Source organism: Nocardioides ginkgobilobae, from assembly GCF_054781275.1.
The window spans coordinates 68,601-88,050 of sequence record NZ_BAAGUS010000009.1 but is presented as its reverse complement, the minus strand read 5'-3'; the positions used below and the strand labels follow the sequence as shown (position 1 = coordinate 88,050).

At 74.9% G+C, this 19,450-nt stretch carries 17 protein-coding genes; 8 read left to right on the top strand and 9 right to left on the bottom strand.

Annotation, left to right across the window (positions count from 1 at the left end; genetic code table 11):
- Window positions 1-38 precede the first annotated feature (38 nt).
- Window positions 39-1,022, bottom strand: a complete 984-nt coding sequence (locus tag ACYVID_RS10535) for an NAD-dependent epimerase/dehydratase family protein (protein WP_460736773.1) — start codon at window positions 1,020-1,022, stop codon at window positions 39-41.
- 149 nt (window positions 1,023-1,171) lie between these two features.
- On the opposite strand from ACYVID_RS10535, the gene ACYVID_RS10530 reads away from it, so the two are divergent.
- Window positions 1,172-1,351 (top strand): TauD/TfdA family dioxygenase, encoded by a 180-nt coding sequence (locus ACYVID_RS10530; protein ID WP_460736771.1) that lies wholly within the window; start codon window positions 1,172-1,174, stop codon window positions 1,349-1,351.
- Window positions 1,352-1,355: 4 nt separating this feature from the next.
- Here ACYVID_RS10530 and ACYVID_RS10525 read toward each other — a convergent pair whose 3' ends face one another.
- Both ACYVID_RS10525 and ACYVID_RS10520 read right to left on the bottom strand, forming a co-directional pair.
- A complete protein-coding gene (locus tag ACYVID_RS10525; protein ID WP_460736769.1) occupies window positions 1,356-2,840 on the bottom strand; it encodes a M1 family metallopeptidase in 1,485 nt (494 codons plus the stop codon).
- The gene (locus tag ACYVID_RS10520; protein ID WP_460736767.1) at window positions 2,837-3,406 is read right to left on the bottom strand and encodes an RNA polymerase sigma factor; all 570 of its coding nucleotides are present in this window, start codon (window positions 3,404-3,406) and stop codon (window positions 2,837-2,839) included. Before ACYVID_RS10520 ends, ACYVID_RS10525 begins: the two co-directional genes overlap by 4 nt.
- A gap of 29 nt (window positions 3,407-3,435) precedes the next feature.
- On the opposite strand from ACYVID_RS10520, the gene ACYVID_RS10515 reads away from it, so the two are divergent.
- Window positions 3,436-4,956, top strand: a complete 1,521-nt coding sequence (locus tag ACYVID_RS10515; protein ID WP_460736765.1) for a serine/threonine-protein kinase — start codon at window positions 3,436-3,438, stop codon at window positions 4,954-4,956.
- A 29-nt stretch (window positions 4,957-4,985) separates the two neighbouring features.
- Here ACYVID_RS10515 and ACYVID_RS10510 read toward each other — a convergent pair whose 3' ends face one another.
- Window positions 4,986-6,494 carry an amidohydrolase gene (locus ACYVID_RS10510; RefSeq protein WP_460736763.1) on the bottom strand — a complete coding sequence of 503 codons (1,509 nt, stop codon included), beginning with the start codon at window positions 6,492-6,494 and terminating at the stop codon, window positions 4,986-4,988.
- A gap of 81 nt (window positions 6,495-6,575) precedes the next feature.
- On the opposite strand from ACYVID_RS10510, the gene ACYVID_RS10505 reads away from it, so the two are divergent.
- Window positions 6,576-7,229 carry a hypothetical protein gene (locus tag ACYVID_RS10505; RefSeq protein WP_460736761.1) on the top strand — a complete coding sequence of 218 codons (654 nt, stop codon included), beginning with the start codon at window positions 6,576-6,578 and terminating at the stop codon, window positions 7,227-7,229.
- Between the two features lie 115 nt (window positions 7,230-7,344).
- Here ACYVID_RS10505 and ACYVID_RS10500 read toward each other — a convergent pair whose 3' ends face one another.
- The 3 genes from ACYVID_RS10500 to ACYVID_RS10490 form a co-directional block, all read right to left on the bottom strand.
- Window positions 7,345-7,977 (bottom strand): fasciclin domain-containing protein, encoded by a 633-nt coding sequence (locus tag ACYVID_RS10500; protein ID WP_460736759.1) that lies wholly within the window; start codon window positions 7,975-7,977, stop codon window positions 7,345-7,347.
- A gap of 157 nt (window positions 7,978-8,134) precedes the next feature.
- On the bottom strand, window positions 8,135-9,079 hold the full coding sequence (locus ACYVID_RS10495; protein WP_460736757.1) for an SGNH/GDSL hydrolase family protein: 945 nt from the start codon (window positions 9,077-9,079) through the stop codon (window positions 8,135-8,137).
- A gap of 76 nt (window positions 9,080-9,155) precedes the next feature.
- Entirely contained in the window at window positions 9,156-10,325 is a 1,170-nt protein-coding gene (locus ACYVID_RS10490) for a PucR family transcriptional regulator (RefSeq protein ID WP_460736754.1), read from the bottom strand.
- 94 nt (window positions 10,326-10,419) lie between these two features.
- Between ACYVID_RS10490 and ACYVID_RS10485 the strand changes: the two genes are divergently transcribed.
- A complete protein-coding gene (locus tag ACYVID_RS10485) occupies window positions 10,420-11,559 on the top strand; it encodes a ferredoxin reductase (protein WP_460736752.1) in 1,140 nt (379 codons plus the stop codon).
- A 74-nt stretch (window positions 11,560-11,633) separates the two neighbouring features.
- Window positions 11,634-12,896 carry a fatty acid desaturase family protein gene (locus ACYVID_RS10480; RefSeq protein ID WP_460736750.1) on the top strand — a complete coding sequence of 421 codons (1,263 nt, stop codon included), beginning with the start codon at window positions 11,634-11,636 and terminating at the stop codon, window positions 12,894-12,896.
- Window positions 12,897-13,007: 111 nt separating this feature from the next.
- On the opposite strand, the gene ACYVID_RS10475 is transcribed toward ACYVID_RS10480, so the two are convergent.
- Window positions 13,008-14,249: an MFS transporter gene (locus ACYVID_RS10475; protein WP_460736748.1), complete on the bottom strand. Its 1,242-nt coding sequence runs from the start codon at window positions 14,247-14,249 to the stop codon at window positions 13,008-13,010.
- A 151-nt stretch (window positions 14,250-14,400) separates the two neighbouring features.
- Between ACYVID_RS10475 and ACYVID_RS10470 the strand changes: the two genes are divergently transcribed.
- On the top strand, window positions 14,401-15,132 hold the full coding sequence (locus tag ACYVID_RS10470) for an MOSC domain-containing protein (protein WP_460736746.1): 732 nt from the start codon (window positions 14,401-14,403) through the stop codon (window positions 15,130-15,132).
- Window positions 15,133-15,141: 9 nt separating this feature from the next.
- Here ACYVID_RS10470 and pgm read toward each other — a convergent pair whose 3' ends face one another.
- Window positions 15,142-16,794 carry a phosphoglucomutase (alpha-D-glucose-1,6-bisphosphate-dependent) gene (pgm, locus tag ACYVID_RS10465; RefSeq protein WP_460736744.1) on the bottom strand — a complete coding sequence of 551 codons (1,653 nt, stop codon included), beginning with the start codon at window positions 16,792-16,794 and terminating at the stop codon, window positions 15,142-15,144.
- A 63-nt stretch (window positions 16,795-16,857) separates the two neighbouring features.
- Here pgm and ACYVID_RS10460 point away from each other — a divergent pair, with 63 nt between their 5' ends.
- Both ACYVID_RS10460 and ACYVID_RS10455 read left to right on the top strand, forming a co-directional pair.
- Window positions 16,858-17,715 carry a crotonase/enoyl-CoA hydratase family protein gene (locus ACYVID_RS10460; protein WP_460736742.1) on the top strand — a complete coding sequence of 286 codons (858 nt, stop codon included), beginning with the start codon at window positions 16,858-16,860 and terminating at the stop codon, window positions 17,713-17,715.
- 5 nt (window positions 17,716-17,720) lie between these two features.
- Window positions 17,721-19,289: a hypothetical protein gene (locus tag ACYVID_RS10455; protein ID WP_460736740.1), complete on the top strand. Its 1,569-nt coding sequence runs from the start codon at window positions 17,721-17,723 to the stop codon at window positions 19,287-19,289.
- The last annotated feature ends 161 nt before the right edge of the window (window positions 19,290-19,450 follow it).

Below are 19,450 nucleotides of genomic sequence, written 5' to 3'. Positions count from 1 at the left end.
CGACGACCTCTCGCCAGGGCTCACCTGCCCGACCGGCGCTAGGAGAGCGAGGCCAGCACCTCGGCCTCCTCCTCGCGGGTCAGCCCGGTGACGACGGCGTCCGGGGTCGCGCGCAGCCAGGCGAGGGTGTCGCGCGCGGTCTCGGCGAGGGGGCGCACCGTGAGACCGGCGGCCTGCGAGGGGGTCCAGTCGTGGGCGAGCATCCCGTCGTACGCCGGTCGCGGCAACCACAGCGGGAGCGACCGCGGCCCCGACCACGGCTGCACGCCGGCCGCCGCGAGCTCGTCGTCGCCGGCCCAGACCCAGGCCGGGGTGACATCGAGCCCGATGGTGCAGTCGGTCAGCAGGTCGCCGATCGCCATGGCCGGACCCACGCCGTCGAACGTGCCGGTGAGACCGTCCTCGGCCGCGCGCACGATCCACGTGGCGAGGTCGCGGACGTCGATGACCTGCACGGTGTCGGTGGGCAGGCCGCCGGCCAGCACCTCCTCGGCGGGCTCGACGCCGGCCAACCTGGCCGGCCAGTAGGTGAAGCGGCCCGTCGGGTCGCCGGGGCCCACGATCAGCCCGGGGCGGACCACGAAGGAGCGCTCGACCCCGTCGCGGACGAGCTGCTCGCACGCGACCTTCATCGGCCCGTAGGCGTCGGGCTGCTCGCTGAGGTCGACGTCCTCGGGCTGCGGGTCGCGCAGGGTGAGGGTCGCCGGGGTGCCGTCGGGGGTCGTCTCGTCGGCGTAGACGTTGATCGTGGACACGAAGGTCCAGTGCGCCCCGGGCCAGGCGGCCACCGCGCGACGCACCCACGACGGCGTCCGGGCCACGTCGACGACCGCGTCGAACTCCCGCGTCGCCAGGTCGGCCGGCACCTCGCCCGTGCGGTCGAACGGCACCAGCTCGGCCCCCTCGGGCACCGACCCGGAGGCGCCGCGGGCCGCGCACACCACCTCGTGCCCGCGCGCCAGCGCCTCGACCGCCACCGCCCGCGACAGGAACAGCGTCCCGCCCAGCACCAGGATCCTCATGCCGCCACCCTCGCCCGGCGCCCGCGCCTGGGGAAGGGATGTTCGCGGTGGGCGGACGGCGGGAGGGACTACCCCCGATCGCCCCCGCGACACGCCCGACTCACCCGTCGGGGGCGGAGCAGCCGCGGCTCAGGTGGTTAACGACCGACGTGCCGGGCCACACCGCCCGGCCCGACCGGTCCCGCCCCGACAACGTCCTCGCCCACCGCTGGGCCCCCGGCGACGTGGTGCTCTGGGACAACGCCTGCGTGCTCCACCGCGCCGACCACTCCGCCGTCGTCGGCGACCGGGTCATGCACCGGGGGATGGTCGCCTCCCACGTGGCGTGACGGGTCAGCGGGGAGGGGAGTCGGTCCCGAGCAACCAGGCGTCGAAGACCGGCCCGAGGTCCCGTCCCGCCTCGGTCGACCACCACGCGACGACGTCGTCGTACGACGCGGTGCCGTAGGGGCGGGAGGCCGGCCATTCCCGCACGAGTCGCCAGAACAGCTCGTCGCCGAGCAGCTCGCGGACCTCGTGCCACATCAGCGCCCCGGAGTAGTAGGCGTTGCCCTCGCCGAAGGTGGCCGGGTCGTACGCCGCGGGCGGCCCCGACTCCGCGCGCATAGCCGGTTCGTCCTGGGCCCAGAAGTCGAGCAGCTCCTCGAGGGAGTAGGGCTCCTCCTCGGCCTGCCACAGCCCCTGGAGGTACATCACCATGCCCTCGTTCATCCACAGGTCGCGCCAGGTCTCGGGCCCCAGGAGGTTGCCCCACCAGTGGTGCGCGATCTCGTGCACGAGCACGGGCGTGGAGGTCGTGTAGTCGGTCATGCCCAGGGTGACCATGCCCTGGGTCTCCATGCCCGACTGCGACTCCACGAACAGGAACCCCAGGCTGTCGAAGGGGTAGGGCCCGAGCCGCTCCTCCAGCCAGGCCAGGCCGCGGTCGGCCTCGGCCAGCCCCGCCTCGGCGTCGACGCGGTCCTCGGCGCCGACCGGCACCCAGTACGACAGCGGCACGCCGCTGCTGGAGACGGCGTCGCTGACGGCGTACTCACCCGTCGCGATCGTCGCGAGGTACGACGCCATCGGCCGGTCCATGACCCACCGGGTCGTGGTCACGCCGTCGGCGTCGGTGCGGGAGACCAGCTCGCCGTTGGCGACCCCGACGCGCGGGCTCGGGACCGAGATGGTGATGTCGTAGGTCGCCTTGTCGGCAGGCTGGTCGTTGACGGCGTACCAGCTGTGCGCGCCCGTCGGCTCCTGCATCGTCCAGGTGTCGCCGGCCTCGGTGGTCGTCCAGCCGTTGGTGCTGAAGTCGCCGCGGGTGGTGGGCGCCGGGACGGGGCGCGGGGTCCCGGAGTACTCCACCTCGAGCGCGTGCCGAGCGCCCTCCTCGACCGAGTAGCGCACGAGCAGGTCGTTGCCGCTGCGGTCGAAGGCGACCGGCTCCCCGTCGACCCGGGTGCTGCTGACCTCCAGGGTGGGGCTGAGGTCGAGCACCACCTGGCGGCCGTCGCGGGCGGCGCGGAAGAGGACGGTCTGGCGCCCCGTGAGCAGCCGCTGCTCGGGGTCCCACGCGAGGTCGAGGTCGTGGTGGAGGGTGTCGAGGACCGGGTGCCCGACCGCGGGGTAGACCGGGTCGCGGCGCGGCCGGCTGGTCGAGGCGTCCAGGGCCGGGTCGTCGAGGTCGGGGAGCTCGCCGAGCGCGACGGGCTCCAGCGCGACGGCGGCGGTGTCGTCGAGGACCTCGACCCCGGAGTCCGGGTCACCCGCGGTGCAGCCGGAGAGGGCGAGGCCGAGGGCGGCCACCAGGGCGACCCGGCGGGCCCGGTTCACGCGTCGGCCGCCAGCAGGGGGCGGGTCAGCTTGCGGCCGTGGTGGATCCGCGCCTTGACGGTGCCGAGCGGCACCTCGAGCAGGGCGGCGATCTCGTCGTACGGCAAGCCGTGCACGTCGCGCAGCAGCAGCGGCTCGACCAGCTGCGGGTGGTCGCGCTCGAGCACCTCCATCGCCTCGAGCAGGTCCAGCCGGGTGCCGGCGATGACGCTCGTGGTGCGGGGGTCCGGGCGGTCGAGGCGGGTGCCGGGCTCCATCAGGTCAGCGGGCGTGGCCTGGTTCTTGAGCCGGCGGTAGGTCGAGCGGGCGCTGTTGACGCAGACCGCGTGCAGCCAGGTGGTGAACCGGCCGCGGCCGTGCCACGACCCGATCTTGCGGCTCACGTTGAGCAGCGCCTCCTGGCAGGCGTCCTCGGCGTCCGCGAGGTGCGGGAGGACGCCGCGGCAGGCCGCGAGCGCGCGGGGGCGTACGGCGCCGAGCAGCTGCTCGAGCGCGTCGCGGTCGCCCTGCTGCGCGCGCCGCGCGAGCGCGTCGACGTCGTCGGGGCCCAGGCCCTCACTGGTCACTCTCCACCTCCATGGAGCACTATGCCCCGGTGACGGAGTCTCCCGCCCGGCTGGGCCGCTACGCCGTGCGGCGGCGCCTCGGCTCCGGTGCCTTCGCCACGGTCTGGCTGGCCTACGACGAGCAGCTCGACTGCCCGGTCGCGGTCAAGGTCCTGGCCGAGAACTGGGCCGACGACGGCGAGGTGCACCGGCGGTTCCTGGAGGAGGGCCGGTTCCTGCGACGGGTGGAGTCGCCGTACGTCGTGCCGGTCTACGACGCCGGCGAGCTGCCCGACGGGCGGCCCTACCTCGTGATGGCCTTCGCCGACCAGGGCACGCTCGCCGACCGGGTGCGTGGCGGGCCCATCACCGCCGCCGAGCCCTTCACGGCCGGGCAGGCGCTCTCGGTGCTGCGCCAGGTCGGGTGGGGGCTGCAGGCGTTGCACGACCGCGGGGTCCTGCACCGCGACGTGAAGCCGGCCAACGTGCTGTTCCGCACCACCGACGGACCGGCCGGCGCCGAGGTGCGCGCGGTGCTCGGCGACCTCGGGCTCGGCAAGGCGCTGGACGCCTCCTCGCGACTGACGATGGTCGCAGGCACGCCGTCCTACGTCGCCCCCGAGCAGGCGCAGGCGGAGTCGCCGGACGCGCGCGCGGACCAGTACTCCCTCGGCGCGCTCGCCTACCTCCTGCTCTCCGGACGGCCGGCCTTCCGGTTCGAGACGCTGCGCCAGGCCGCCGCTCCCGCGCCCCCGGACCCGCTGCCGGGCCACCCGGCCGCGGTCGACGCCGTCGTACGCCGGGCGCTGGCGCGCGAGCGCGAGGAGCGCTGGCCCGACGTGGCGACCTTCGTGGCCGCCGTCGAGGACGCTCTCGGCTGCCCCGTCGACGGCCCGACCCTGCCGTGGCTGCCGCTCGACCCCGACCTCACCCACGCCGGCCCGGCGCCCTCGCTCGGCGCCGCCGTCGACCCCGGTGGGACCGGCGGGACCGGCGGTCGAGGTGCGGCGAGCACCAGTGGCGAGCGGGCGTCGGGACCACGCTGGCCGTACGCCGCCGCAGCCCTGCTCCTCGGGGCGGCAGCGGCCGTCGGCGCCTTTGCGGGTGCCCGGGCGCTGGCCGACGAGCGGGTCCCGGACCTCACCGTGGTCACCGACGCCTCGGGGACCCTCGAGGCCGAGGTGCCCGGCGGCTGGACCCGGGTCACCGGCGAGGCCGGCTGGACCGCACCGCAGGACGACGGGACCTACCCCGCGCTGTCGGTCGGCTCCGAGGCCGGCTGGACCGAGGACCGCTCGACCGGCCACGGGGTCTTCCTCGCCCTGATGCCCGGCACGGACCTGCCCGAGCGGATGCCGGGCCACCACGAGTGCGACTCCGCCGCCCCGCCGTACTCCGGCTCCCGCACCCAGCCCTCCCGCACTGTCGTCCACTCCGGCTGCCCCGGTGGCGTGACCGTCGAGCGGGTCGTCCAGGTCGCGGCCGACCGGGTCCTGTGGGTGCAGGTCCGCAGCCCCGACACCGCCACCGCCAACCGCGTCCTCGACTCCGTCACCACCCGCGGCATCTGACGAGTCAGCGCGCCCCCGGGACCGGTCGTTCAGTCGTCGAGGGTGGAGTGGACCTGCCGCCCGGCGACCCAGGTGGCGGCGACGGTGACGGAGCGGAGGTGAGTGGCCGCCTCCGCGGGGGTGTCGTACGCCGCCAGCGGGTCGTGGTCGAGGAGCGCGAGGTCACCGAGCGACCCGACCCCGACCGTCCCGGCACCGTCGACCGAGGCGCGTAGGACCTCGAGCGGGGTCAGCGCCTGCTCCCCGTGCCAGGCCTCGCGCTCGTCGCCGGAGCGGTGGACCGCGGCGGCCATCGCCAGCCACGGGTCCAGCGGGCTGACCGGGGCGTCGGAACCGAGCGCGAGCTCCACGCCGTCGTCGAGCATCCACCGGAAGGCGAAGCAGCGCGCGGACCGCTCTCCCCAGATCCGCTCGGTCAGGTCGCGGTCGTCGAGCAGGTGCGCGGGCTGCACGCTGGCCCGGATCCCCAGTCGCGCCATCTCGCGCACGTCGGCACGGTTGACCATCTGCGCGTGCTCGATCGAGCCCCGCGCGCCGGTCTCGGCGTAGGACGCCAGCGCCTCGGCGACCGCGGCGTCGCCGATCGCGTGCGTGGCCACCTCGAGCCCGTGCGCGCGGGCCTTAGCGAGCAGGGCGCGCAGCTCGGCACCCGACAGGTTGGGCTGGCCGGAGGGGTACTCCAGGCGGTACGCGTCGCCGTACGGCTCGCAGCACCACGCCGTGCGGGTGTTGAGCGAGCCGTCGCTGATGATCTTCAGCGGCCCCATGACCAGCCGGTCGTCGCCGGGCACCAGCGGGTCGCCCGTGCGCAGGCCGCGAGCGAGCACGTCGTCGAGCCCCTCGGCGTACGTCGCCATCCGGACCCGCAGCACGTCGGCACCCTCGGCCCACCGCTCCTGCCACTCCGGCACGCCGCCGGACCACTCGAAGTCCGCGAGCCCGACGACACCCATGGACGCGGCGTGGTCGAGGGTGCGGCGGTAGGCCTCCGGGCTGGTGCCGTCGTCGCCGATGAGCGTGGAGAGCCGGGCCATCGCCGCGAACCACTCGGACTCGCGCACCACCGAGTCGCGCACCGGCAGGGCGAGGTGCAGCAGGGCGGGGGTGTTGAGCCAGGCGTGGTGGGCGTCGCCGGAGATCAGCACGACCGGGGTGTCCCCGGAGACCGCGTCGAGCTCGGAGACGGTCACCTCGCGCTCCCAGCCGGCCGAGCGGTGGCCCCAGCCGATGACGGGGAGGTCGGGGTACTCGGCCACCCGTGCGGCCACCAGGGCCGTGGCGTCCTCGGGGGACCGCGCGCCGGCGAGGTCGAGCCGTCCGGAGGTCAGCGTCCACTGGGCCAGGTGCACGTGCTGGTCCCACAGCCCCGGCACCAGCCAGCGGCCGTCGGCGCGCACCTCCTCGACCCCGGCGGGCCGCTCGAGCGTGGGCCCGACGGCGCTGACGCGACCGTCCACGACGAGGACGTCGACGGGGTCGGCGGGAGCCTCGGTGGTCACCGGGACCAGGCGCGCGCCGCGCAGGATCAGGCTGCTCATGGGCGCGACGATAGGCACCACCGGGTCGCGACCCGAAAACCGCCGTGGGCCGGGCGCGCGGACCCGGTTACGGTGACGCCCGTGGACGCACGCAGGCTCGGGCTGGCGGCGCTCGCGGTCGTCCTGCTCGCGGCCGCTGGCGCGGCCCTGGGGTACGCCGCCGGGCGCGAGACCCCGCAGCCGCTGCTCGTCGACGCCGTACCCGTCGCGGCCGCCGACCCGGCGTACCCGCGCGACCCCGTGCTGCGGGTCCTCCCCGACCCCGACGACCCGCCGCTGCGACCGGGGCTCCCCACCGCGCGGGCGGTCGTGGGCACCAGTCCGTTCTCGGTGTCGCTGCCCGTGCCGCGCGGCTGGGTGCGCTCCGACGCCACCGCCGGCGAGACCCGGTTCTACCCCGAGCCGCCCACGGACGTCACCGCCGGCGGGTACTTCGTGCGCGTGCGCCTGGTCGGCAACCAGTACCTCTCCGTGCCGGCCCAGCTGGACGCCCGGCTCGAGGCGCTCTCGACCGCGAGCGGCATCGAGGACCTCACCCTGGAGTCGCGCTCCTTCGACGCGCTCGTCGTCTCCTACGTCGCCGACGGCTACCGCCGGGTGGCGATGGAGCAGTTCGTCGCGCCGCCGGGCGAGGAGGTCGCCTCGGCGTACGTCGCCGTGATCGGCCGCGAGCGCGACCGCGACGGCCTCGCCGACCTGCTGGACCGGCTCACGAGCGGCCTGCGCTTCGAGTGAGCCGGGCCCTCCCGGCCCGAGCAGCACGGGCCCGGACGCAGCACTGGCCCGGACGCAGCACTGGCCCGGACGGTCGAGGGAGGGCGACCGTCCGGGCCAGTGCCCGGGGGATGGATCAGGGCAGGTCGACGGGGCGCAGCACGCGGTTGATGGCGTGGGCCAGCTGGTTGGCCTGGGCGTTGATGTCCGTGACCGTCACGCGGGGGTCGGCGTCGGAGGCGTCGGCGTCCTCGAGGGTGATCTTCGAGCCGTCGACGCGCACGGTGACCGAGCCGCCCTGGGCGGTCTCGACGGCCTGGTCGTCAGCGGCGACGACCGCGGTGGAGTCGAGCTTGGAGCCGGCCACCACGTGGTAGAGCAGGACGGTTTCGATGGTGTCGACGTCGACCGCACCGGCGAGGGCCTTGAACGCCTTGCGCTCGCTCTGGCCGGCGGCGGGCTCGACGAGGTCGCGGGCCAGACGGCGGAAGGCCAGGTCGGTCGGCGCGAACGCGGTCAGTGTCTGGGTGCCGTCGGCCAGCAGGGCCACGGGGCTGTCGGGCTTGGCGGCCAGCACCACCCGCACGACGCGGTCGAGCACGTCGAAGTCCCGCTGGTTGCGGTCGAACTTGTTGCCGTCGGCGGCCAGGACCTCGGCGAGGCTGGTGTCGGTCTCGTCGGCGGAGGCCGGGGCCGAGGTCGCGAGGGCGCCGGTGACGGCGAGGGCGGCCACGGAGCCGAGGGCGGCGGTACGGCGGAGGAAGGACATGGTGGAACCTTTCCGAGTAGGGGTGTCGATGTGCTCAACCTGTGTCCGTGCTTCGGACCCGCCCGACCACCCGGATGGGTGGGATCTCCACGGGATGTGGAGATCCCTGTTGAGAAATTCCTGAGAGCGGCGACCGTGGTCGCACGCCCGGTGCGCCTCAGCGCTCCAGCAGCCGCAGGATCTCCTGGGCGACGGCCTCCTGGTGGGCGGCGAAGGGGTGGAAGGCCAGCGCCTGGCCCTCGACGGTCTCCTTGCCGGCGATCCACGGGTCGTCGGAGCACACGTGGTGGCCCTCGGAGAGGGCGTAGGCGTCGACGTACTCCGCCCCGCCCTTGCGGGCGCCCTCCTCCAGGGCCTCGGCGAGCCCGCGGTTCATGGTGCGCGCGAAGGCCAGGTCCCCGTCGGCGATGGGCAGCGCCGGGCAGGCGCGGTCGCCCTGCGGGACGATCTGCGGGTAGCCGACGACGAGGATCCGGGCCTCGGGCGCCCGCCCACGGACGCCCTGGACGACCGAGGAGATCCGCTCCTCGATCTTGGCCAGCACCTCCGGGCCGTCCTCGGAGGCGACGTCGGTGCAGGGGCTGCCTTCGGGGTCGGTCGAGGCGACCTGGGCGCACCCGCCGACGAAGGTCGAGAAGAGGCCGAAGTCGTTGCCGCCGATCGAGACCGTCACCAGCGAGGTGTCCTCGGTGACCGCCTGCAGCTGCGGCGGGCGGCTCAGGCCGTCGAAGGTCCGCTGGACCCCGATCAGCGAGGTGGTGTCGGCGCCGGCGCAGCTGACGTCCTCGAGCTGGGTGCCCTCGAGCGCGGCTGCCACCAGCGAGGGGTAGTTGCCGCTCGAGCGCAGGCAGCCGTCCTGGGGGTCGGTCTCGGGCACCAGGGGCGCGGAGGTGTAGGAGTCGCCGATCGCGACGTAGCGGGGGTACTCGGCGGTCGCGGAGGCATCCTCGGACGCATCCGTCGTGGCGGGGTCCGAGGCCGAGGGCGAGTCCGACCCGGAGCCGGAGGGCTGCTCGGAGGCGTCCTCGCCGCACCCGACCAGGGCGACGGACAGGACCGTGGCGGCCAGGAGGCGGGGCAGGGCTCGGGGAAGGGCTCGCATGGCGCGAACGTACCCGCCGCCGCCCGGGGCACCGACCGGGTGAAGGCGCCCGGGCGGCGCGCTCGAGCCGACGCGCTCACGCCAGGGCGATGGTCAGCGCCAGCACCGTGCCTGGGTCGTCCAGCCGTTCGCCGTACAGCTCGCGCAGCTGCTGCATCCGGTAGCGCACCGTCTGCGGGTGCACGAACAGCTCCGCCGCGACGTCCTCGCGGCGGCCGTGGTGCAGCAGCCACGAGCGCAGCGTCTCGGTGAGCTTCTCGGCCTGCGCGGGCCGCAGGTCGGCGAGCGGTGCCAGGACCTGGGCGCGCAGGTCGGCGCGCGCCTCGGGGTCGGCGTCCAGCACCAGCCTCGGCAGGTCGGCCTCGGTGTCGGGGCCGAGCCCGGCCTCCCGGGCCCGCACCGCCCGGTCGTACGACGAGCGCACCTCCAGCCACGGCCGCGCGGGCCCCACGACGGCCTCGCGGTCGCGCACGGCCCGCAGCAGGCCGGCGCGGGCGCGGCCGTGGGCGTCCGGCACGAGCAGCAGCTCGACCCCCTCGATCCCGGGCACCTCGGGGACCTCGATGGTCGCGGCGCTGACCGCGCCGAGCACCGGGCGGGCCTGCGACTCCGGCACCAGCACGGCGGTCAGGGTGGTGGGCGGCTCCCACTCCGCGGCGGCCGTGGCCTCGAGCGTGGCCTCGGCGGTCGAGTCGTCGAGCAGGTGCCGGGCCACCCGCTCCAGCAGCCGCTGCCGCACGCGCCCGCTGGTGGCCAGCTCGTCGGTGTGCCCGGCGGCGGAGGCGGCCGACAGCTCGTCGATGAAGGCGAAGGTCAGCTCGGCGAAGCCGCCCACGGCCTCGGCGTCCATGCCCGCCTCGATGGCGGCGGTGGACAGCTCGCGCCAGGAGACCCGGGCGCCGATCCGGTAGGCCGAGAGCAGGGCGTCGGTGCTGCGGCCGCTGCGCGCCTCGCCCCGGCCCAGCTGGTAGGCGCCCTCCACCGCGGGTGCTGTCGGGGTGCGCGGGTCGGTGCCGCGGCGCCCGCTGGCCAGGGAGAGGAACCCGCCCAGCGCCAGCTGCACCGCGCTGCGGATCGTGTCGCCCATCGAGCCGGACAGGGCGTTCTCGTAGGCCGGCACCTCGTCGATGATCGCGGCCACGACCTGCTCGGCGACCCGCGGGAGGTCCGCGCGCATCCGGGCCGCGGCCTGCGGTGCCAGGACCAGGCCGTGGTCCGCCGTACGCCGGGGCAGGTCGCGGGCCACGCCGCCTCCTTTGTTCGCAGCGAACAAGAACCCGGGGCAGGTTCACGTCACTGGCACAGGACGTTACCCCCATCAGGCCAGTACCATGGTGGATATGACCACCGCACACCTGCCCGCCGGCGCGGGCGGACGACCCGCCGGCCTCGGCCGGACGCTGCGGGAGCGCGTCCGGACCGCCGCTCGCTCGGTGGCCGAGTCCGCGGTCACTCCGCTCGACCTCGACGACCTGCTCGACCACTTTCACCCGCTGCGCCGCGGCGCCGAGCTCTCCGGCCGCGTGCTGGAGGTGCTCCCCGAGACCGCCCAGTCCGCCACCCTGGTGATCAAGCCGGGCCGCGACTGGGCCGGCCACGTGCCCGGGCAGTACGTCCGGGTCGGCGTCGACGTCGAGGGCGTGCGCCTGTGGCGCACCTACTCCCTGACCCACGGCCCCCGCGCCGACGGCTCGATCTCGATCACCGTCAAGGCGATCGAGGGCGGCACCGTCTCGAACCACCTGGTCCACCGCACCGCCCCCGGCACGATGCTGCGCCTGGCCCAGGCCGGCGGCGACTTCGTGCTCCCGCAGCCGCTCCCGGACAAGCTGCTCCTGGTCACCGCCGGCTCCGGCATCACCCCGGTCATCGGCATGCTGCGCAACCTCTTCTCCCGCGCCACCCCGCCGACCACGGACATCGTGCTCATCCACTCCGCGCTCTCCCGCGCGGAGGTGATCTTCGCCGAGGAGATCCGGGGGTACGCCGCCCGCGGGCTGATCCGCCTGGTCGAACTGCACACCGACACCGACGGGCTGCTCGACGTCGACTCCCTCGACGAGCTCGTGCCCGACCTGGCCGAGCGTCCGACGTACGCCTGCGGGCCCGCGGGGCTGCTCGACGCGCTCGAGGCCCACCACTCCGCACGCGGCCTGGTGCTGCACACCGAGCGCTTCCGCCCCGTGACCGTCGCGGCACCGGGCGAGGGTGGCACCGTCACCTTCGCCGACGGCCGCGAGGTCAGCGCCGACGGCTCGACCCCGATCCTCGACGCCGCGGAGTACGCCGGCGTCCTCATGCCCAGCGGCTGCCGGATGGGCATCTGCATGGGCTGCGTCCTGCCGCTGAAGGAGGGAGCCGTGCGCGACCTGCGCAACGGCGCCCTCACCGTCGCCGTCCCGGGGGAGACCGACCCGGCCGGCGTCCCGATCCAGACCTGCGTGAGCGCCCCCGCCGGCGCCTGCTCCGTCGACCACTGACCCGAACCGCCGGTCGAGCAGGCGAGCGCCAGCGAGCCGTCGTCGAGACCGCGTGACCCGAAAGGCCACCTGACATGACCACGATCACCCGCAAGCCCGAGAACCCCACGGCCCACCTCACCGAGGCCGACATCGAGCAGATCGGCATCGAGCTCGACGCGATCCGCCAGGACGTCATCGACTCGCGCGGCGAGCGCGACGCGGCGTACATCCGTCGGCTCGTCGACGTGCAGCGTCGCCTCGAGCTGGGCTCGCGAGCCGTGCTCCTCGGCTCGGCGATCCCCCCGCTGTGGGTGCTGGGCACCGTCGGGCTCTCGGTCGCCAAGATCCTGGAGAACATGGAGATCGGGCACAACGTCATGCACGGCCAGTGGGACTGGATGCGTGACCCGAAGATCCACTCGACCACGTGGGAGTGGGACAACGCCTCGACCTCCGACGGCTGGAAGCACAGCCACAACGAGGTGCACCACACGTACACGAACATCGTCGGCAAGGACAACGACCTCGGCTACGGCATCATGCGCGTCGACGAGGACCAGCGCTGGGTGCCGTTCTACCTGCTGCAGCCGCTGTGGAACTTCGTCAACGCCTGCCTCTTCGAGTACGGCATCGCCGCCTACGACCTCGAGCTCGGCAAGAACCTGAGGATCCCGAAGGAGAAGCGCTCCGCGGAGTTCCAGGAGAACCTCGCCAAGACCCTGCGGAAGATCCGCAAGCAGGCCACCAAGGACTACGTCGTCCACCCGCTGCTGGCCCTGCCGTTCGGCGGCGCCGTCGGCGCGCTGGCCGGCAACCTCGTGGCCAACGTCGTGCGCAACGTCTGGTCGCACTCGGTCATCATGTGCGGCCACTTCCCCGAGGGTGTCGAGACCTTCGAGCGCGCCGCCATCCCCGAGAACGAGACCCGCGGCGAGTGGTACCTGCGCCAGATGCTCGGCTCGGCCAACATCTCCGGCGGCAAGGCCACGCACCTGATGACCGGCAACCTGTCGCACCAGATCGAGCACCACCTCTTCCCCGACCTGCCGTCCAACCGGTACGCCGAGGTCGCCCCCAAGGTGCAGGCGCTCTTCGAGAAGTACGACCTGAACTACCACGAGGCGCCGCTGCCGCAGCAGCTCTACTCCGCCTGGCACAAGGTCGTGCGGCTCTCGCTGCCCAACGACTGGCTGGCCACCACCACCCCGAAGAACCTGCCCAGCCAGCTCAAGACGCTCTGGGCGATGTCGACCAAGGGTCCCAAGGTCCGCCGCGCCGCCCAGGCCCGGCTGACCCAGCTCGCCCGGCGCCAGCAGGCGGGTGCGGCCGAGCAGTCGGGGTCCGCGGCGGCCTGAGGTCGGGGCGTCAGGTGGGGTAGTCCGAATCCGAATTGATGCTCAGCTCGCGCTGAGCATCAGAAACGATTCGGAGTATCCCGCCCAGCGCACCTCTGTGACAGGTGGGGCTCAGGCCCCGGCGCCGACTGCCGCGACGTGGTCCTGGTCGCCGTGGGAGGTGAGCGCGGCCCGGAGCCGGCGCTGCGAGACCACCATGAGCACCACGGCGAGGACCGTCGTCGTCACGGTGACGCCGAAGGCAGCGGTGTGGGTGCCGGTCGCGTCGGCGAGCCGGCCGGCGACCGAGGCGCCCAGGGCGTAGCCGATCCCGGTCGCGCTCGCGAGCACGGTCATCGCGGCACCGACTCGGCTCTGCGGCACGACCCGCTCGCCCATGCTGAAGACCGCGATCATGTACGGCGCGACGGCGCAGCCCAGGAGCAGCACCGCCAGCGTCACGGTGAGCAGCGAGTCGACCAGCAGCAGCGGCAGCGACAGCACCAGCAGCCCGACGGCGGCCGCGAACGCCCGGCGCTCGTGCCCGATCCGCTCCGGGAGGTACGCCGTCAGCAGGCCCGCCACCGCACTGCCGACGCCCAGCGTGGCGTGGACGAAGCCGGCCGCGCCCGGGTCGCCCGCCGCGGTGGCCAGCACCGTGGCCCCGGTCTGGGTCGCCCCGAAGAGCACCCCGATGCACAGCTGCGCCAGCGCGAGGGTCAGCAGGATGCCGGTGAGCAGCCTGCCCGCGACGGCCGCGCCGTGGTGGCGGGTGTGCCGGGCGGAGGCGTCCAGGGCGAAGGCGCTGCCGAAGACCGCGAGCAGCCCGGCCGCCACGAGCAGCGCGCCCGACGGGCTGATCGCCACCGCGACCAGGCCCACCAGTGCGGGGCCGAGGGCGAAGGACGCCTCGTCGGCCGCGCCCTCGTAGGCGAAGGCGGCATCGACGAGCCGGCGCTGCTCGTGGCCGGTGCCGTGGGTCAGCGGCCGCCAGCGCACGCGCGCCAGCGGGCCGACCTGCGGCATCGCCAGGCCGGCGAGCGCGGCGATCACGACGGTGAGCGGCGTCGAACCGCCGACCTGGAGCACCAGCGCGAGCAGGCCGAGCGCGCCGGCGAGCGACTGCACCAGCACGACCGGACGCTGGCCGACGCGGTCGGCGAGGCCGCCCGCGACCGGGGCGCCGAGGGCGTTGGCGACGGCGAGCGCCCCGGCGGCCAGGCCCCCGAGCCCGTAGCTGTCGGTCGCCGAGGAGACCAGCAGCAGCGTGCCGAGCTGGGACATCGCCAGCGGCAGCCGCCCGAGGAAGGCGACGAGGACGTAGGTCGGACCGGCGAGGTGGAGCAGTCGACGGTAGGAAGCGAGGGGACTCATGAGGTGTGTTCCTGGGTGCGGCGGACATCGCGCCGGACCCACCACCAAGAACGCGTCGAACCCTCTGCTTCTGAAGTTGTGGGCCCAGGATAGCCACGCGGCCCAGCCGCTCACGAACCCGCGCACGCGGCCGGCTCGCTACCGTGGCGGGGTGCAGGTCGTCTCCGTCGGGTACGCCGCGGTCAAGGGCACCCGTCACCTGGCCCGTCCCGAGGTGTGGATCGAGCCGGCCGGGGTCGTCGGGGACCGGCGGTGGTGCCTGGTCGACGTGGCGGCGCGGCAGGTGCTCCGCACGGTCGCGCACCCGCGGCTGATGGGCCTCGCGGTCGACGGGGAGTCGCTCGTCGCAGCCGGCACCGTCGCAGCCGGCACCGGGGAGCAGGTCACCTGCGACTACTGGGGCCGCGAGGTGGCCCTCGACCTGTTCGACCACCCGCTGGCGGCGCGGGCGGCCCCGCTGCTCGGCCTGTCGCCGGCACGCGACGTACGGCTCGCGGCGGCGCCGGCGCGCGGGGTGGTGTACGCCGGGGCGGTGAGCCTGGTCGCGCTCTCGACCCTGGAGGCGCTGGCCGCGGAGGTGGGTGCGCCGGTGGACCCGCGGCGGTTCCGCGCCAACCTGGTCGTCGACACCGGCCTGCCGCCGCGGGCGGAGGAGGCGTGGGTGGGGCGCGAGGTGCGCGTCGGAGGTGCCGTCGTGCGACCCGCAGCGCTGACCACCCGCTGCGCCGTCGTCGACCACCACCCCGAGACCGGCGAGCGGGACCTCCGGGTGCTCGCCGCGCTGCCGGTCGTCGGCGGGGCTCCGGTGTGCGGGGTCGACGGCGAGGTGGTCACCGCCGGCGTCGTGCGGCCGGGGGACCCGGTCGAGCTGCTCGAACCCTGACGGGTCGGCTCAGCCCCCGAGCGCGGCTGACACCACCGCGCGGGCCTCCTCCTGGACCTGCGCGAGGTGCTCGGGGCCGCGGAAGGACTCGGCGTAGATCTTGTAGACGTCCTCGGTGCCCGAGGGCCGCGCGGCGAACCACGCCGACTCCGTGGTCACCTTCAGCCCGCCGATCGCGGCACCGTTGCCGGGGGCCTCGGTGAGCCGCCCGGTGATCTCCTCGCCGGCCAGCGTGGTGGCGGTGACGGCCTCCGGGGTCAGCGCCGCGAGCGCGGCCTTCTGCTCGCGCGTCGCGGGCGCGTCGACCCGGGCGTACGCCGGCTCCCCGTGCCGGGCGACCAGGTCGGCGTAGTGCTGCGAGGGCGAGCGGCCGGTGGTCGCGATGATCTCCGCGGCCAGCAGGCACAGCAGCAGGCCGTCCTTGTCGGTGGTCCACACCGATCCGTCGCGGCGCAGGAACGAGGCGCCCGCGGACTCCTCGCCGCCGAAGCCGAAGGACCCGTCGACCAGTCCGGGCACGAACCACTTGAACCCGACCGGCACCTCGACCAGCGGCTTGCCGAGCCCGGCGGCGACCTTGTCGATCATGGCGCTCGAGACCAGCGTCTTGCCGATGCGGGCGGTGTCCGGCCAGTCCGGCCGGGCCCCGCCGAAGAGGTGCTGGATCGCCACGGCGAGGAAGTGGTTGGGGTTCATCAGGCCGGCGTCCGGGGTGACAATCCCGTGCCGGTCGGCGTCGGCGTCGTTGCCGGTCGCGACGGCGTACGCGGCGTCCTCGCCCATCCGCCCGATCAGCGAGGCCATCGCGGAGGGCGACGAGCAGTCCATCCGGATCTTGCCGTCCCAGTCCAGGGTCATGAACCGCCACGTCGGGTCGACCAGGGGGTTCACGACGGTGAGGTCGAGCCCGTGCCGGTCGGCGATCTCGCCCCAGTAGTGCACGGCCGCGCCGCCCATCGGGTCCGCCCCGATCCGCACCCCCGCCCCGCGGATCGCCTCGACGTCGATCACCGAGGGCAGGTCGTCGACGTAGCTGCCGAGGAAGTCGTACGCCGTCGCGGCCGCCCGCGCCCGGGCGTACGGCACCCGGCGTACCCCCTCCAGGCCGGCGCGCAGCAGCTCGTTGGCCCGCGCCGCGATGACCTTCGTGGCGTCGGAGTCGGCGGGCCCGCCGTGGGGCGGGTTGTACTTGAAGCCGCCGTCGCGCGGGGGGTTGTGCGAGGGGGTGACGACGATGCCGTCGGCCAGGCCGCTGCCCGTCGTACGAGCACCGTTGGCGCGCAGGATCGCGTGCGAGACCGCGGGCGTGGGGGTGTAGCCGTCGCGGGAGTCGACCAGGACGGTGACGTCGTTGGCCGCGAGGACCTCGAGCGCGGAGACCCAGGCTGGCTCGGACAGTGCGTGGGTGTCGCGGCCGAGGAAGAGCGGGCCGTCGAAGCCCTGGGAGGCGCGGTACTCGCAGATCGCCTGCGTCGTGGCCAGGATGTGCGCCTCGTTGAAGGAGCGCGACAACGAGGACCCGCGGTGCCCGCTGGTGCCGAAGGTGACCTGCTGGTCGACGTCGTCGGGGTCGGGCTCGTCGCTGAAGTACGCCGTCACCAGGTGGGCGACGTCAACGAGGTCCTCGGGCTGGGCCGGCTGTCCTGCGCGCGGGTGGCTCATGGCCGTGATCATGCCGTGCGCCACCGCCCCGGCGCTCCCTACGGAAGTGGGAGGATCGGCGCCATGTCGACCACCGCCAGCTCCTCCCGGGCAGCCAGTGCCGTCACCCGCTCGACCGAGCGGGCCGCCAGCCACGTCACCTGCACGGTCACCGACGGGATCGCCCACGTGCGGCTGGACCGGCCGGAGAAGCTCAACGCCCTGACCCTGCAGGTGCTCGACGACCTCGCGGCCACTGCGCGCACCCTGCGCCGCGACAAGAGCCTGCGAGCAGTGGTGCTCTCCGGCGAGGGCGACGCGTTCTGCGCCGGCCTGGACTTCGCGCACGTGATGAAGCAGCCGCTGCGGGTGGCGCGCTCCTTCGTCCCGAACCCGCTCCGCGGCACCAACACCTTCCAGGAGGCCTGCTGGGCCTGGCGCCGGCTGCCGGTCCCGGTCGTGGCCGCGGTCCACGGCCACTGCCTCGGCGGTGGGCTGCAGATCGCGCTGGCGGCCGACTTCCGGGTCGCGACCCCCGACTCGCAGTGGTCGGTGCTCGAGGGCAAGTGGGGGATCATCCCCGACATGTCCGGTGTCCGGTCGCTCAAGGAGCTGGTCGGCATCGACGTGGCCAAGAAGCTGACGATGACCGCCGAGGTCGTCCCCGGCACCGAGGCCCACCGCCTCGGCCTGGTCACGACCCTCGACGAGGACCCCGTGGCGGCCGCGCTCGCGCTCGCCCAGCAGCTCAAGGGCCGCTCGCCGGACCAGCTCGCCGCGGCCAAGCGGCTCTTCGACGACACCTGGACGGCCGGCCCGCGCTACACGTTCCTCCGCGAGCGGGTCGAGCAGGCCTGGCTGCTGGCCGCGCGCAACACCGCCGTCGCGCGCAAGGCGGCCTTCGCACGGGTCGCCCCGGAGTTCGGCCCGCGGGGACGCTGACGCCGTTGCGGTGGGCCCGTCCGGTCGCCTGGGTGGCGGTCGTCTCGCTGTGGCTGGCGCTCGGGCCGCTGGTCGTCGTCGCCGTCGTGGTGCTGCTCGCGGTGCCCCGCACGGGTCGCCGCGCGCGCCCGCTGCTGCTCGGGTCCGGGCCCCCCACCCGTCGTACGACGCTCGCGGCCGTGGCCGCGACCGGACTCGTCGTGGGCGGGCTGTGGGTGATTCCGGACGGTCGGCTGCCGGTGCCGCCGGGCGGGGGTGCGTGGGTGACCCCCGGCTACACGGGTCGCCCCGTCTCCGCCCAGCCGCTGCCCGCCGACGACGGGGGCGTGCCCGACCCGGTCGTCGTGCCGACCGTCTCCGACCTGCCCGGTCCGCTGGGGCTGTCGGTGGAGGTCGACTCAGCCTGGTTCGGTGCGGAGCACTGCGGAGCGCTGCTGCCCGACTCCCACGAGCGGCTCGCGGCGCTGTGCACGAGCCGGAGCGGTGCGCGGCTCAAGGTGATCGACCCGCGCACGCTGCGGCCGGTCGCGACGCAGGAGCTGCCCGAGGCGTGCGGGGAGCCGGGGGCGCCCGCGCCGCCGGTGCTCGACGCCGCCGGCAACCTGCTCGTCGCCACCGGTGACCGGCGGCTGCTGCAGGTCGCCACTGCCGACGCCGCGGACGACCCGGCGCTCGTGACGGAGGCGGTCGTGGACCTCGCCCCGGTCGTGCCGGCGGGGGACTGCGTGGTGGCGGTGGTGCTCGACGGGGCCGAGCGGGCCTGGTTCGCGACGGCCGCCGGGCTCGTGGGCGTCGTCGCCGGGGACGCCGACCCGGTCGTCGTGGACCTCGGGGAGCCGGTCGGGCAGCCGCTGGCCGCCGACCGGGACGGCGTCTACGTCACGACGGTCGAGGCGGTGCACCGGGTCGTGACGAGGACGGGTGCCCCGCTGGTCGGGTGGCGGACGGCGTACGAGACCGGGAGCGGGGTGAAGCCCGGCCAGCGCGACGCCGGCAGCGGCTCGGGGGCGGTGCTCGTCGACTCCGACGCGGGGCCGCTGCTCGCCTTCACCGACAACGCCAACCCGCGGATGCACGTGGTGGTCCTGCGGGCAGGCGACGGCGAGCAGGTCTGCCGCACGCAGGTCTTCGAGGACGACGCGTCCGCCACCGAGGCCGCCCTGGTGCCGGTGGAGGGCGGCGTGGTCGTCACGAGCGGCCACGGCTGGACCGGGCTGTCCAGCGGGGTGCTCGGCCGCCGCCCGTCGGGCGGGCTGGCGCGGGTGGAGGCGGACTGCCGCACGGCCTGGACCTCCCCGGAGGTCGCGCCGACGTCGGGCGCGACCCTCTCGCGGGCGACCGGGCTGCTGTACGCCTGGACCAAGCGCCGCAGCTGGCTGGGCGCCGACGCGTGGTACCTCACCGCCCTCGACGCCCGCACCGGCCGCACGGCCTGGTCGGCGCGCGGCGGCACCGGCCCGTGGGCCGACAGCGACGGCGCCCCCGTCACCCTCGGCCCCGGTGGCGCTGCCTTCGTCGGCACCCGCGCCGGGCTGGTCCGGGTCGTCGACGGCACCCGCGGGCTGCGGGACTGAGACTCCTCGTTCGGTGGTCTCTCCCGGCGAGCGACAGCGCGAGCCGTCGTCGAGACCGCGTGGGCTGTCTGTGGGCGGTGACCAGGTGCGGGTCGATGCGGCGACCAGCAGCGTCTACGTCCGACTGACCGCACCGCTCGACCTGTCGCCGGCGACTTGCG

What these genes read in the sequence shown, in the direction of transcription:
- ACYVID_RS10535 (WP_460736773.1), bottom strand. Translation starts at nt 1,022, where the DNA reads ATGAGGATCCTGGTGCTGGGCGGGACGCTGTTCCTGTCGCGGGCGGTG.
- ACYVID_RS10510 (WP_460736763.1), bottom strand. Translation starts at nt 6,494, where the DNA reads ATGAGCAGCCTGATCCTGCGCGGCGCGCGCCTGGTCCCGGTGACCACC.
- ACYVID_RS10500 (WP_460736759.1), bottom strand. Translation starts at nt 7,977, where the DNA reads ATGTCCTTCCTCCGCCGTACCGCCGCCCTCGGCTCCGTGGCCGCCCTC.
- ACYVID_RS10495 (WP_460736757.1), bottom strand. Translation starts at nt 9,079, where the DNA reads ATGCGAGCCCTTCCCCGAGCCCTGCCCCGCCTCCTGGCCGCCACGGTC.
- ACYVID_RS10485 (WP_460736752.1), top strand. Translation starts at nt 10,420, where the DNA reads ATGACCACCGCACACCTGCCCGCCGGCGCGGGCGGACGACCCGCCGGC.
- ACYVID_RS10480 (WP_460736750.1), top strand. Translation starts at nt 11,634, where the DNA reads ATGACCACGATCACCCGCAAGCCCGAGAACCCCACGGCCCACCTCACC.
- ACYVID_RS10475 (WP_460736748.1), bottom strand. Translation starts at nt 14,249, where the DNA reads ATGAGTCCCCTCGCTTCCTACCGTCGACTGCTCCACCTCGCCGGTCCG.
- pgm (WP_460736744.1), bottom strand. Translation starts at nt 16,794, where the DNA reads ATGAGCCACCCGCGCGCAGGACAGCCGGCCCAGCCCGAGGACCTCGTT.
- ACYVID_RS10460 (WP_460736742.1), top strand. Translation starts at nt 16,858, where the DNA reads ATGTCGACCACCGCCAGCTCCTCCCGGGCAGCCAGTGCCGTCACCCGC.